The 12820-nt window shown below is 47.0% G+C and carries 15 protein-coding genes; 5 read left to right on the top strand and 10 right to left on the bottom strand.

The annotated features are described in order from the left end of the window. Position 1: 1 nt before the first annotated feature. Positions 2-616, top strand: coding sequence for a glutathione S-transferase family protein (locus tag H511_RS0103835; RefSeq protein ID WP_027251119.1), 615 nt, complete (start codon positions 2-4; stop codon positions 614-616). Positions 617-771: 155 nt separating this feature from the next. On the opposite strand, the gene H511_RS0103830 is transcribed toward H511_RS0103835, so the two are convergent. The 5 genes from H511_RS0103830 to H511_RS0103810 all read right to left on the bottom strand — a co-directional run bounded on the left by H511_RS0103830 (position 772) and on the right by H511_RS0103810 (position 3950). Continuing rightward, positions 772-1317, bottom strand: a complete 546-nt coding sequence (locus H511_RS0103830; protein WP_027251118.1) for a YaeQ family protein — start codon at positions 1315-1317, stop codon at positions 772-774. 35 nt (positions 1318-1352) lie between these two features. Then, entirely contained in the window at positions 1353-1790 is a 438-nt protein-coding gene (locus H511_RS0103825) for a hypothetical protein (RefSeq protein ID WP_027251117.1), read from the bottom strand. A gap of 76 nt (positions 1791-1866) precedes the next feature. Next, a complete protein-coding gene (locus H511_RS22475) occupies positions 1867-2181 on the bottom strand; it encodes a GIY-YIG nuclease family protein (RefSeq protein WP_036758642.1) in 315 nt (104 codons plus the stop codon). Further along, the gene (locus H511_RS0103815) at positions 2174-2851 is read right to left on the bottom strand and encodes a YceH family protein (RefSeq protein WP_027251116.1); all 678 of its coding nucleotides are present in this window, start codon (positions 2849-2851) and stop codon (positions 2174-2176) included. The genes H511_RS22475 and H511_RS0103815 overlap by 8 nt, the downstream gene beginning before the upstream one ends. A gap of 151 nt (positions 2852-3002) precedes the next feature. Next, positions 3003-3950 carry a GGDEF domain-containing response regulator gene (locus tag H511_RS0103810; RefSeq protein WP_027251115.1) on the bottom strand — a complete coding sequence of 316 codons (948 nt, stop codon included), beginning with the start codon at positions 3948-3950 and terminating at the stop codon, positions 3003-3005. Positions 3951-4216: 266 nt separating this feature from the next. Between H511_RS0103810 and H511_RS0103805 the strand changes: the two genes are divergently transcribed. The 3 genes from H511_RS0103805 (at position 4217) to H511_RS0103795 (ending at position 8215) form a co-directional block, all read left to right on the top strand. Then, positions 4217-4669 (top strand): DUF3069 domain-containing protein, encoded by a 453-nt coding sequence (locus H511_RS0103805; protein ID WP_027251114.1) that lies wholly within the window; start codon positions 4217-4219, stop codon positions 4667-4669. Positions 4670-4831: 162 nt separating this feature from the next. Then, a complete protein-coding gene (locus H511_RS0103800; RefSeq protein WP_036758641.1) occupies positions 4832-7228 on the top strand; it encodes a fatty acid cis/trans isomerase in 2397 nt (798 codons plus the stop codon). 165 nt (positions 7229-7393) lie between these two features. Continuing rightward, a complete protein-coding gene (locus tag H511_RS0103795; protein WP_027251112.1) occupies positions 7394-8215 on the top strand; it encodes a DUF2797 domain-containing protein in 822 nt (273 codons plus the stop codon). 66 nt (positions 8216-8281) lie between these two features. On the opposite strand, the gene H511_RS0103790 is transcribed toward H511_RS0103795, so the two are convergent. From H511_RS0103790 to H511_RS0103775, 4 genes are all read right to left on the bottom strand, one after another. Next, positions 8282-8932 (bottom strand): putative ATP-dependent zinc protease, encoded by a 651-nt coding sequence (locus H511_RS0103790; RefSeq protein ID WP_027251111.1) that lies wholly within the window; start codon positions 8930-8932, stop codon positions 8282-8284. A gap of 58 nt (positions 8933-8990) precedes the next feature. Further along, entirely contained in the window at positions 8991-9896 is a 906-nt protein-coding gene (locus tag H511_RS0103785) for a phosphotransferase (RefSeq protein ID WP_027251110.1), read from the bottom strand. Positions 9897-10086: 190 nt separating this feature from the next. Beyond that, on the bottom strand, positions 10087-10329 hold the full coding sequence (locus H511_RS0103780; RefSeq protein ID WP_027251109.1) for a DUF3389 domain-containing protein: 243 nt from the start codon (positions 10327-10329) through the stop codon (positions 10087-10089). Continuing rightward, positions 10326-10763 (bottom strand): hotdog fold thioesterase, encoded by a 438-nt coding sequence (locus H511_RS0103775; protein ID WP_027251108.1) that lies wholly within the window; start codon positions 10761-10763, stop codon positions 10326-10328. The genes H511_RS0103780 and H511_RS0103775 overlap by 4 nt, the downstream gene beginning before the upstream one ends. Before the next feature lie 105 nt (positions 10764-10868). On the opposite strand from H511_RS0103775, the gene H511_RS0103770 reads away from it, so the two are divergent. Then, entirely contained in the window at positions 10869-11666 is a 798-nt protein-coding gene (locus tag H511_RS0103770) for a M48 family metallopeptidase (RefSeq protein WP_036758639.1), read from the top strand. Between the two features lie 87 nt (positions 11667-11753). Here the strand turns inward: H511_RS0103770 and H511_RS0103765 are convergent, their stop codons facing one another. Further along, positions 11754-12743 carry an OmpA family protein gene (locus tag H511_RS0103765; RefSeq protein WP_027251106.1) on the bottom strand — a complete coding sequence of 330 codons (990 nt, stop codon included), beginning with the start codon at positions 12741-12743 and terminating at the stop codon, positions 11754-11756. Positions 12744-12820: the final 77 nt, after the last annotated feature.

Below are 12820 nucleotides of genomic sequence, written 5' to 3'. Positions count from 1 at the left end.
CATGAAAATCTATGAACTAGCCCCATCTCCAAGTGCTCGCCGTGTCAGTATTTTTCTTGCGGAAATGGGCATTGACGTTGAACGGGTTTCAATTGATATTCGTGGCGGAGAAAACTTATCGGACGCTTTTCAGGCTAAGAGCCAGAATGGACTGATACCTGTTCTTGAGCTTGATGACGGTACCACGATCAGCGAGTCTGTCGCCATTTGCCGGTACTTCGATGAAGCTTATCCAAACGAACACTCCTTATTCGGGCATACCCCGCTGGAAAAAGCACAGGTAGAGATGTGGCAAAGAATTGTAGAATTGAAAGGTTTATTCGTTGCCATGCAAGCTTTCAGAAATATTACCGGTGTCTACAAAGACAGAGAAACCTGTGTGGAATCATGGGGAGAGGTATCACGTCAGCGGTTAATCGCATTTCTGCCTATACTGGATAAACGATTATCCGAGTCGGCGTTTGTCGCCGGAGACACATTTACCGTTGCTGACATTACCGCATACGTTATGTGTAACTTCATGAAAAATTTAAATATAAACCTGGATGACTCCTTACCTCACATACAGGCTTGGTGCCAAACAGTGAGCCAGCGACCTTCTGTGAGTCAGCAATAAGAAACCGTTATCGCTGGGCTTTCTGCTACACCTGCATACCTGACTGTCACATGTTCAATATCGCTCGGAAAAAGTTGAAATCGACGTGTGAAATCGTACCCGATCGTATGCCAGGCAATGAGTAGCTGAGTGCTACTCATTGCTCGTCAGCAGGTTTATTCCCCGCGCTGCCACCATTGCGGCACTATTGTACAGTTGGCTGTTTCGCTCGACAGCCAGCAGTGCTCACCTTCGATGGTCAGCTGGAGCTGCATGCTTCTCTCTACCATGCCCTCCAGGCATTCGAGTACAGCGTCTTCAATGAAAACCACTGACACATTTTTTAATTGCGCCGCCTTGGATCTCATCGACTGCCACCAGACAGGAGCAGCATTATCGCCATAAGCATAAATGACGACATGACCTGCTTTTTGCGAGGCACGGCGAAGCCTTTTTTCATCAGGCAGCCCGAGCTCCAGCCAAAGCTCAATGCCGTCATGCAAGTTTTTTAGCCATAAATCGGGTTCATCGGTGTCACATAAGCCTTTGGTAAAAACCAACGCCTCGTCGGCATGTAGCCCCCACGCCACTAAGCGCAGCATTAAACGTTGCAAGGTTTCTGAAGGATGGCAGGCCAGCGTATGTGAACCGTCCAGATATCGACCCCGGTCGAGATCGGCGACATTGATTTGTGCTTTGTAAATGGTGGCTTTCAGAGCCATATTTGGGCTTCTCAGTAAAAATCAAAATGGAATATTCAGTATCGCAATGCTGCAAAGCGTTGATTCATCGCTTCCAGAGCATTGGCAACCTGTTGACATTCCAATGTTACACGTTCATCAGAGAATTCACTAAACCCATTTACATAATATTCTTGCGAATTGGCCAGTTTCGATTGCCAGGCAATCAAATCGACTTTAGGCAGTTGCTTTTTTACCACTAATCGCCCGGCCTGAATATATTCTAAGGCAAGGCGAGAATATTCAATGTATTGATGATTAACCTGCATTCGCGTTTGCTCCATGCTGCGGGTGCATGCCTGCAACACTGCGTCTTTTAACATAAAAGTCGTGTACAAATTGATTAAACGCTGTGCATTTTCACTCAGTGGCTGGCCGGGTACCGGATGTGATGTGATACCGGCCGCCTGGGCAGGAACAGTAATGGTTGCCGTCAGCAGGCTGACGGCCAGCAATCGATGATAGATCCATGATGATTTCACGAGAATCCCCTACTTCTACACAATGACAATAATCTCGGCAGGCTCTTAATCAGAGCGAGCCAACAAAGTAGTCGGGGAATAACTCAGCAATGGCGATTTGTTCAGCAGCCAGCGCCTCTTTCGTCGATTTAGGCAGTTGCTTTATTTTATATTCAAGCTGCATCGCATTGCGTTTATCCCCAACCCGTGAGCACCAGGCAAGTGTCAAGGGGCCTTTTCCTTTAAGGAAACGCGCCCCTTTCTTGCCGGATTGGTGTTCGGATAAACGACGGAAAACATCCGTCGTTACCCCACAATATAGGCGATTACAGCGTGTACGTATTAAATAGACAGACCAGATTGGTGCAGGATCACGCTTATTCACATAACTCTCTGATTTTATCTTGCAGTGCTGAGACTTCTTCTCTCAGTGCGACAACTTCGCTCTCCAGCAACGCCAGCCTGTCTTCCACGGCATCACTGTATGAACTGTCTGACACATGATCAGCACTGTCTGTTGTATCAGAAGAAACACCCGCAACGTCATCACCACTGAACAGGTGCATGTACCGGCTATCGCGTTTCCCGGCTTCACGTGGCAGCCGCTGAACAAAAGGCCCTTTACCACCTTCGGCCAGCGCAGTGAGCACATTTTCAGCTTCCTTCACATCAGCAAAATGACATAAGCGATTAGTACGGGTGCGAATTTCTCCTGCCGTTTGCGGACCTCTCAACAGCAACACACAGATAATGCCCTTTTCCTGTTCAGAGAACTGCAGTGTGCTGAATTCAGTGTTGCAAAAACGGTGCTGGTACTTAGCCACACGGCTGCCAAACCCGGTGATTTCCTGAATTAATCGCTTCGATTTCAGACTCTCAAGCGTGTCCATGACCGCTGCTTCATCAAGCGACATAACAGGGTCCCGGTTACTTTTTTGATTACAGGCAGTCGTCAGCGCATTCAGGGTTAATGGATACTGATCCGGTGTTGTGACTTCTTTTTCCAGCAGACAGCCAATCACTCGGGCTTCAATGTGGGTAAGGGACATATCCATACTTTTTTATCCTTTCTTCTTATCAATATCTGGCAACTATGCCGACAGGCATGATGTGAAGAGAGATTAGCATGGTCAGATAATCCGACAAGCGGAAACGTCGCCATCAGGCCAGATGTTGAGCAGCGTCAATGCGTTAGCCGTTGCGTGATCAGGTAAATTCAGCTGCTATGTAGCAATTCCGGCCCTGCTCTTTTGCCTGATAAAGCACCTTATCAACAATTTGATAAACGTATTCAGGTGACTCCAACCCGGTTGGCGTCCAGGAAGCCATCCCCTGACTGACAGTGATTATCTTTGCTGTTGGGGAGTACTGATGCGGGATTTCCAAGCTTTCTATACATTTTTTCAACCGTTCGCATTCTTTCACTGCTCGTGGTCGCTCACAATGGCTCAATAAAACAACAAATTCTTCACCGCCATAACGGGCAACCAGCTCACCTGCCCGGCTAAAGTTGTCTTTCAGTTCTTTCGCAACTAACTGCAAACAGCGATCACCTTCTAAATGCCCATAGTGGTCGTTATAAGATTTGAAGTGATCGACATCGATCATAATCATAGTCAGCGCTTGATTATTTCTGCCGTGCAGCGCAATAAATTCTGCCAGTTTCTGATCCAGGTACCGGCGGTTTGCGATCTTAGTCAGACCGTCTTCATTTACCTGTTCAGACAATTTCTCGTTTGCGAGCCTGAGTTGTTCAGAGGCTGTTTTCAGCTGGTGGCGCATATTCGCAATACGTTGCATCGCTTTGAGTTTAGAGACCAGTACGATTTTATCGACTGGCTTGACCAAGTAATCATCTCCTCCCATATCAATCGCTTTTGCAATCATTTCAGGTTCTTCATGACCACTCAAAAAGATAATCGGCACCCATTCGGCATGCTGAACACGAAGCTGCCTGACCACCTCAACCCCGTCCAAATCAGGCATACTGATATCCATCAGTACCAGATCAGGTTCAAAAGCAGGATAGCGCGCAATCGCTTCAACGCCAGACCCAACGGCTTCGACGCTATGACCCAGTCGCTGCAACCGCATTGCCAATTGCAGGCGCTCGACCTGAACATCATCCACCAGCAATATCCGCATTGCATCCATCAGGTTATCCTATTGAATTTATTTAGCATTGGCTTGATCCATTTATAGCACACAGAGTTGGATGTGTGATTTATCATTACTCAATACCGGTCACAACCTCTCACTTTATTTCCGCCTCGCTGCTTGACGGTTTTGGTCTGAATATCACATTGTAAATACCTCAGTCAGTATCTCTGCATCCAACAGGAAAAAGTCATCTATATTGACTTTTGGTGCCATGTCATTAGGATTCGCTTCCTTTACTTTTTACATGCTTAGGAATTTGTATGTCTGAGATTGAAAAACAAGACCTGGATCAGGTTGAAAACACAGAGTACACGCTGGACGATTGTTCACCTGAACTGCGTCAGGTTGTTGAATTCGAGAAAGTGCCTGACGAACTGCTCAACATGCTGATCAATGTGTATAAAGTCTCAGAGACGACATCACGTGAAGCGTGGGATGAGCTGCCTGGCAGCGCGCAAAATATTTTAGACAACTTTGAACAATTTCATGCGCTTGTTGCTTTAAGCCAAAGCTATGCCGGTGTTGACTTTCTGACCGAAATGCAAGAAACACAGTTGCCGGATCACATGAGCGAAGAAGAGCAAAGTGAATACAAAGCCGTGCTGCTTGATAAAGTGCTGCGCAGTTGTGTTAAAGACCTGTGCAAGCAACTGAAACAGGCTCGCCGCCATCCGCCAATGAAGAAAGAGTTCCAGGCAATCTTTAATCAGTAAAAGCCAGGGGGCATCATGCTCCCTGTCCTTCCCTGTTCACGGAAAGTACAAACCTGGCCGCCATCTCAGCAGGTTCCTCAATCGAACATTGTTTATATGAGTTCTTGAGATAACTGACCCTTTGCTTATACTTATTGCTTTTATGGCAGATATTTATCTCATATGACTGTTCATTTTTCCAAACTGACCCGACGTCCGTTGTTACTCTCTCTGGTGCTGATAGTATCCGGTTGTGCAACCTATGCTGGGTTTAATCTCGATCAGATCTACGGCAAGCCTGCACCACAGAAAAGAATTCTGCCCGCTGAAACAAGCCTGGCTCAACGGTATCTCAATGAAGTCAAGCCATTGGTTGAAAATCGCTGCGTGGTTTGCCATGCCTGTTACGATGCACCCTGCCAGTTAAAAATGTCCTCTGCCGAAGGCATAGACAGAGGTGCAAACAAAGAAAAAGTCTATCAGGGCACCCGTCTGATTGCCGCTAATACAACCCGTATGTTCGTGGATGCCCACAGCACTGAAGAATGGCGCAGAAAAGGATTCACGGCGGTACTCAACGAAAGAATGCAAAGCGCTGAGGCCAATACACAGCTCAGTGTTATCTCTAGAATGTTACTGCTGAAACAAAACCATCCCCTGCCAGATGAGAAGGTACTGTCAGGGGACTGGGACTTCTCTCTGGACAGAAATGAGCAATGCCCGACCATTGAGGAAATGTCGGCTTACGAGCAGAGTTATCCGCTATGGGGCATGCCGTACGGGCTGCCTAAGCTAGCAGATAATGAAAACCAGATTCTGATGGACTGGGTTGCTGCCGGTGCGCCGATGGCATTGCAATATGACATCCCTCTGGAAGTAAAACCTCAAATAGCGGCGTGGGAAGCTTTTCTCAATACAGATGATTTCAAACATCAGCTTACCGCCCGCTATCTGTATGAACACTGGTTTGTTTCGCATCTCTATTTTCCTGATGCAGAGCAATCATCTGATCACACCCCATTTTTCAGGCTTGTCCGTTCACGTACAGCACCAGGAAAACCGGTAGATATTATTGCCACCCGTCGTCCCTTTGATGATCCGGGTGTTAAGCGCGTTTATTATCGAATCCTGCCGGTTCGGGAAACCATTATAGACAAGACCCATATGCCATTTGCCCTTAGCGGCGAACGCATGGCCCGCCTGAAAGCACACTTCATTGAACCAAACTATACAGTGAGCGCCCTGCCAGGCTATACCCCGGAACTTGCTGCCAACCCCCTGCTCGCTTTTGAGCAGTTACCTGTTGGTGCCCGTTACCGGTATATGATCGACAATGCTCAGCACACTATCATGGGGTTTATCAAAGGTCCTGTCTGTCGGGGTCAATTGGCATTGAATGTCATCAATGACAGGTTCTGGGTTGTCTTCGTCGATCCGGATATCGCTGACTCACCGCAAGTGGCGGCCTTTTATGCCACTCAGGCCGATAATCTTCGCTTGCCGGCAGAGAAAAACAGCACCACCCTGCCGCTGCATAATTGGGTGACATACGCAAAGCAACAAGGACGGTTTCTGAGAGCAAAAAATGCCTATCTCAATGATGCTTTCAAAAATGGCCAGCATCTGACGACCGATTTAATCTGGGATGGAGATGGCACCAACGACAACGCAGCCCTTACTATTTTCCGCCATTTTGACAGCGCAACCGTAGTTAAAGGTTTAGTGGGTGAACACCCCAAAACCGCCTGGGTGCTGGACTATTCATTGATTGAGCGTATCCACTATCTTCTTGTTGCCGGCTTTGATGTGTATGGCAACTTTGGCCACCAGTTACTGACCAGAATGTATATGGATTTCCTGCGTATGGAAGGTGAGTCAAACTTCCTTTCGCTCCTGCCTCCTGCGACTCGTCGTACGGAACTTGCCAACTGGTATCAGGACTCAAACCAGAGTCTGTTGCACTACCTTGAAGGTGATATCAACGATTTCTCCCAGCCGTCGGGTATTGAATATACAACGTCAAACCCCAAAACCGAGTTGCTGGGAATGCTGCAGTCCAAACTTAAAGAGGTCGATCAGAATAATACCCGTTACTCACTGGACAATGTGCAACTCAGTAAAGCCAGTCTCAACCAGTTACGTGCTTTAGCGCGGATACCAGGCCGCCAGGCCACATTGTTCCCGGAACTGACCTTTATCATGATTGAGCCCACAGATCCAAATACACAGCCTCAGTTGCTTACTCTGGCGCGTAACAGCGCGCACAAGAACATTTCCAGCCTGTTCGACGAGGAGAAAAACCGATTACCGTCAAACGATAATCTGACATTGGTCAACGGCTTGCTGGGTAGTTACCCCAGCGCCTTCTGGCATATCAGAGAAGCCGATCTGCCGGATGTTGTTTCACAGGCAAAGAGAATCTACAGTGAAGAGGATTACCGGGCACTGTTGGATAACGTTGCCGTTCGTCGTACCAATCCCGCCTTCTGGGCATTCAGCGATAAGTTAAATCAAATCAATCGCCAGAACAGGCCAATTGAAAGTGGCTTGCTGGACTACAACCGCCTGGAAAACCGTTAAATCAATACGGTTTCTTAACCGGCCCAAGTGAAGCGCTCTCACGTTGACCTGCAAGGCAACCGGCTCACTTCACCCGGGCCGGTTTTTCTTGTTGAAGACCGAAATGATACACTCACCCTACAGGGGCAAAGATCCCATCTTAAGCAATGTAAGCAGAGAATTATCATGCAAGGTACATTAAGTAAAATGCGCTCATCACTTGGCGATGTCGTCAGTTATCAACTGCTGGTTGGAGATCACACTCTCGATCTGAACCCGTTGATTGGTCATCACCTGCAACTCACTTTCAGCGGCAATATTTTCTGTGATGCCTGCGGAAGAAAGACGAAAAAAAGCTATTCGCAAGGGCATTGCTTTCCGTGTATGAAAAAACTGGCTCGCTGTGACATGTGTGTGATGAAGCCAGAAACCTGCCATTATGCACAAGGTACATGTCGGGAGCCTGAATGGGGTGATTCACACTGCATGGTGCCCCACTACGTTTACCTGTCTAATACTTCAGGCCTTAAAGTCGGGATCACCCGTCATAGCCAAATTCCGACCCGCTGGATTGATCAGGGTGCCACACAGGCTTTACCGATACTGAAAGTGAAAAACCGTCACCTTTCCGGGTTAGTTGAAGTTGCATTAGCTGAATTCATCGCTGATAAAACCAACTGGCGGGCAATGCTGAAAGGAGATGCAGAGTCGATCGATTTAACCGCGGAAGCAGACAAACTGCTGCCAGCTATTGAAGAAAAGCTTCAGGACTTGTTACTGCATTTTGGAGCAGATTCCATTGAACGTCTTAATCAGGACATAGTCGAGATTGCTTACCCGGTAAGCTTGTACCCCAAGAAAATACAGTCGCATAATTTCGATAAAGAACCTGTTGTTGAAGGGATATTACTTGGCATCAAAGGGCAATACCTGATATTCGACACTGGTGTGATCAATGTGCGCAAATTCACCAGCTATGAAGTCTCAGTACAGACCAGATCTGCGTAATCGCACTGAGCCAGGCAGTTTACTGTCCGGCTCAGTGACATCAAAATTGCGTCTGGCTGCGTATCTTCATTTCTTCTTTTTAGGCTGAACAAAATCCCGGGTCGAATCGACAATCGCCACATCTTTTGTGAAATTCTCGCCCAGCACAACATCTTTGCCTTCCACCAAAGCAAAATCGGTTAGTGCGTTGAGATCCCCCAGAATGGTTCTTAACCGGACAATGGCTGACTTGGCGTCATCTTTTCCAGACCACCGAATCACGGGGAATTCGAAGTCCATACCGCGAGCTGTAAATTTGACCCATTCATTGCCATCACGCTCAAAAGGAACCAGTGATGTCACGCCAAGAGTCGATGCTTTTTGTTCCTGGTTAATCCGTACTTTCACGAACTGCTTTGCCGGACTCAGCCACACCCACTCGTGCTGACCCAGTATCAACTTTCCATCACGGGTTTTCACTTTTTTGGGTTGCGGCGGCGTAACAGCGGGGATTTTTGCTTTAACCGTCCGGGGTATGATGTCAGGGGATGTGGTTTCAGCAGGCGTGGCAACAGCCGGGGCAGAAGGCGTTGCCTTGACTGATTCAGATTGCTCCTGCGGCACTGACGTTACAGGTTCGTCAGTCTGAACGACATCGCCATTCTGATTTGAAGGCTGAGTCGAAGACACACAACCCGATAAAAGAATTATCATAAACAAAAAGAGCAATTTTTTCATACAGTTGCCACTAAACATCAAGAATACGCGCATATTGTAAACAATTTAACGGCACCTCTCAAAACATCCAGTCCTGCCTTTTTGTTAAGCTATGATATTTCTGTAGTTTGTAAATGAAGCTTTGCTCATCATACCAGCCAATGTTTGATGCATGTTTTGCATCATCCCAGAGACTTAAATACCAACGCCGTATTTCATAGCCTTCGGCAAGAGGGTATTTCGCCACATAACGGGCAATGAGATCCAATTCGGGACGAATATCATTCAAATGGAACACATCAAACTCCCGGTGCTTTATACCCGCATCGGCAGGATCGAGAATTGCTGCCACTTTAAACGTTTTTGCATCAAAAAGAACATTCGCTAAATGACAATCATCATGCACAAAAGATGGCTGCTCATTCATGGGGGCTAATACACGCTGACGCTCATCCCAGAGCTTTTCGAAATGATTTTTCAGCTCCGCTGAAAAAGGAGAATCACTACCCAGTACAAAACGTAAAACCGGACTCATCCATATTTCAAATGCAGGTGTTATTTGAGAATCATACGTATTCTCTGCTATTTCAAAGCCGCCATCATTAGGTTGATTGTGCATATTAATGAGAAGTTCTGTAAAGTGTTCCGAAAATACCTCCAGGGCATGATGATCATTCGGTAATTCATGTGCCGGAACACCATCCATCCATTCCATAACGATGAATTCATGCCCTTCCTCACAACCAAAAAATAAAACTTCAGGTACTTTGCAATCAATCATTGCTCTTAAACGATTAACAGAATGAATTTCCTGACTCAGCCGGCCAGGCTGACGGCAGAACTTAATAACCACTCGTCGTTTCTCTGAAGCAAGAAATGCAACCCAACCATAAAAAGTGGGTTGTAAATTACAAAAATCAGGGCAACTGCTAAACAGAGCACGAAAAGCGTTAACCGCGATTCTGTTAAGTGGAGGCTCTTGCATAGATATCCTTTCTTATAGCCACATCAATAAATAGCTAATCTGCAAGCTCTAAATTACATCGAAAAATCAAATATAATAATTCGATTCTGTAGAAAAACGTTCAGAGATAAAAGCCATTAAGCGTAACTTCGCGATATATCCCTCAAAAAAGATAAAAGTGCGACTAATAGCTATAAAAAGGAAATCATTTTTAATTATGGTGAGAATCAATGGCAATGCCCATACAGTCCGACAGGGCTTCAAGTTGTGTATCATCATCCAAATGTATTGACCATTGCACACCACTCCCTGTTGCTGTAATGATATTCGGTTGTCTCAGCAACCGGATATCATCGGCCCTGGCCTGCAAAGTCACTTTACCCGTTCCTTCAAGACGAATAACCAGCTCATGCTGATTAGCAACAATCCTGCCCTGGCTGAATATCAGAATCATACTTCACCCTTCTTTTTATGTTTCAGCACCGCCATCGTTAACCGGCTTGTACACACGAGACTGTCCCGTTCATCAGTGATTGTTATTTGCCAGACTTGGGTTGTGGCCCCTAAGTGCACAGGGCTGGCTGTTCCTTTAACAAAGCCAGTACGAACAACACGGATATGATTGGCATTGATATCAAGACCAACACAGTACTTATCGTCACTGACGCACATGTTGGCAGCAATCGAACCCAGCGTTTCAGCCAGAACCACAGATGCTCCGCCATGCAACATGCCAAAAGGCTGGTGAGTTCTTGAATCTACTGGCATTATTGCCGTCAAGCTATTGTCATCAAAGGCACTGTATTCGATGCCGAGATGTTGAACCAGAGTGTTTACTGAGGTTTGATTTAAATTGTTAAGATCAAATTTCTTTTGCCAAATCGACATTGCGATTCCTTATAACAGGCTAGATTACGCCAGCATAACATCTATATAAATGGCTGATAAGCGATCTACAACATGGCATATACTAAAAAGCGAGGAGTGAGAATTATGATAGCATTTCGCCATTTACCCATAACCAGTTTGCTGGCAAGTGCGTTACTGCTGGCTGCTTGCAGTAATTCACCCACTGGCCGGCAACAGGTACTGCTGTTCTCTGAACAGGACATGTCGCAGCTGGGCGCGCAATCCTTTGAGGAGATGAAAAAAAAGGAAAAGATCAATACTGATCCTCAGGTTAACGCCTATGTTCAGTGTGTCACTCGCGCTTTAACTGCATCGCTTGGCCGCCAACCAGAAGCCCCAAGCTGGGAAGTGGTTGTATTTGACAGTGATCAGGTGAATGCCTTCGCGCTGCCCGGCGGAAAAATCGGCGTATATACTGGTCTTCTGAAAGTTGCAAAGAATCAGGACCAGCTCGCGACCGTTATCGGCCATGAAATTGGTCATGTGCTTGCCAAACACAGCAACGAGCGCTTGTCCCGCTCTCAGTTAGCCAACCTTGGTTTGCAAATTTCCAGCGTTGCCCTCGGTGGCACTGAGTATCAGGAAATGGCCATGGCCGGGCTCGGGCTTGGTGTGCAGTACGGCATCCTGATGCCTTATGGCCGTGCGCAGGAATCAGAGTCTGATATCATCGGGCTGCGTATGATGTCACAAGCCGGTTTCGATCCGAATCAGAGTGTGGCACTTTGGCAAAACATGAGCAAAGCCAGTGGCGGTGGGCAACCCCCTGAGATACTGTCCACCCACCCTTCACATGCATCGCGCATTGGTGATCTACAGCGTGAAATCGGCCGCTTGCCCGTTTCAACGACACCACATCCCAACTGTAAAGCGCCAGGCTGATAAGCTGAATATTGGATTATTTTTGCTCTGAGCAGAAAAAGCCTCCCATCAAGGAGGCTTTGCTGAGTAAAGGATAAAAGTGCTGAACTATTGACTGTTATCAACCGTCATTCCAGGCATATAAGCTTCTACGCGGCGGTTTTGCGCTCGTCCTTCTTCGGTGTTGTTCGTTGCAATAGGATCCCGTTCGCCAAAGCCTTTAATCTCGATTCTGTCCATACCAATACTGAAGTAGCCCGCCAGATAACCCGCGACGGCTGCAGCACGTTCTTCAGACAGTTTCTGATTATAAGCCGGTGTTCCGGATGCATCTGTGTGGCCTATCACCTGAAGTTTACTGTCAGGATAATTCACCAGACGGTCGGCAATGGGTTGCAGGCGCGCAATATCTTCTTGCGTTAACTGACTACTGTTAAAGTTAAACGGTAATGCCACCCGAATAGGCTGAATAGTTGAAGCGGGTAATGGCGCAGGTTCTGGCAACGGAGCTGCCTCTTCAACAACAACGGCGGCGGCCGGTGCTCCCCAGTGATATACCAGGCTCAACCCGTAGAAATGAATATCTGTCTTACCAGGCTCACTGCGCCCAACCTGATTGTAATATTGATACTCTAACCGTGTTGATACGTTGGGATTCATATAAAACTCAGCCCCAACCCCTGCCGTGCCCGATGTACCGCTGTCATCTGCACCATTTACCGTGTTATCAACATTAAAGAAAAAGCCACCCGCTTTGGCATACAGATCAACCGTATCCGTCACAGGCCATGTCAGCTTGGCAACTAAATCCAAACCGTAAGCTTCAAAGCCACCACTGCCTAAATCATAATCGGCTTCACCAAGGTAAGTGTACCCGCCTTCTAAACCAACCAAAGGCGAGAACTGGTAACCCAGAAAAACACCCCCGCCCCAGTCATCTTGCCCGTAGTCACTTTTCTGGCCGTCAATCGCACCGTCAAAATTGTTGAAATGTGTGCCGCCTACCCGGGCGCCGAAATACCACGGATTCTCTGTCGCGGCGACAACTGAACCAGACAAAAAAATCGCCAACGGAACAAATTTGATTATTCGAATCATAAAATTTTCCTTTTTATTAGTTCACCACTACCTCTAAGGGTTTAGACAGAGATTCCAATTTTTGCAAGGTAATAAGC

The organism is Photobacterium halotolerans DSM 18316, from assembly GCF_000425165.1.
GTDB classification, from domain to species: domain Bacteria; phylum Pseudomonadota; class Gammaproteobacteria; order Enterobacterales; family Vibrionaceae; genus Photobacterium; species Photobacterium halotolerans.
This window is presented reverse-complemented; position numbering and strand designations above follow the sequence as displayed.

What these genes read in the sequence shown, in the direction of transcription:
- H511_RS0103835 (WP_027251119.1), top strand. Translation starts at nt 2, where the DNA reads ATGAAAATCTATGAACTAGCCCCATCTCCAAGTGCTCGCCGTGTCAGT.
- H511_RS0103810 (WP_027251115.1), bottom strand. Translation starts at nt 3,950, where the DNA reads ATGGATGCAATGCGGATATTGCTGGTGGATGATGTTCAGGTCGAGCGC.
- H511_RS0103785 (WP_027251110.1), bottom strand. Translation starts at nt 9,896, where the DNA reads ATGCAAGAGCCTCCACTTAACAGAATCGCGGTTAACGCTTTTCGTGCT.
- H511_RS0103765 (WP_027251106.1), bottom strand. Translation starts at nt 12,743, where the DNA reads ATGATTCGAATAATCAAATTTGTTCCGTTGGCGATTTTTTTGTCTGGT.
- H511_RS0103800 (WP_036758641.1), top strand. Translation starts at nt 4,832, where the DNA reads ATGACTGTTCATTTTTCCAAACTGACCCGACGTCCGTTGTTACTCTCT.
- H511_RS0103815 (WP_027251116.1), bottom strand. Translation starts at nt 2,851, where the DNA reads ATGGATATGTCCCTTACCCACATTGAAGCCCGAGTGATTGGCTGTCTG.
- H511_RS0103770 (WP_036758639.1), top strand. Translation starts at nt 10,869, where the DNA reads ATGATAGCATTTCGCCATTTACCCATAACCAGTTTGCTGGCAAGTGCG.
- H511_RS0103830 (WP_027251118.1), bottom strand. Translation starts at nt 1,317, where the DNA reads ATGGCTCTGAAAGCCACCATTTACAAAGCACAAATCAATGTCGCCGAT.
- H511_RS0103805 (WP_027251114.1), top strand. Translation starts at nt 4,217, where the DNA reads ATGTCTGAGATTGAAAAACAAGACCTGGATCAGGTTGAAAACACAGAG.
- H511_RS0103780 (WP_027251109.1), bottom strand. Translation starts at nt 10,329, where the DNA reads ATGATTCTGATATTCAGCCAGGGCAGGATTGTTGCTAATCAGCATGAG.
- H511_RS0103790 (WP_027251111.1), bottom strand. Translation starts at nt 8,932, where the DNA reads ATGAAAAAATTGCTCTTTTTGTTTATGATAATTCTTTTATCGGGTTGT.
- H511_RS0103795 (WP_027251112.1), top strand. Translation starts at nt 7,394, where the DNA reads ATGCAAGGTACATTAAGTAAAATGCGCTCATCACTTGGCGATGTCGTC.
- H511_RS0103775 (WP_027251108.1), bottom strand. Translation starts at nt 10,763, where the DNA reads ATGTCGATTTGGCAAAAGAAATTTGATCTTAACAATTTAAATCAAACC.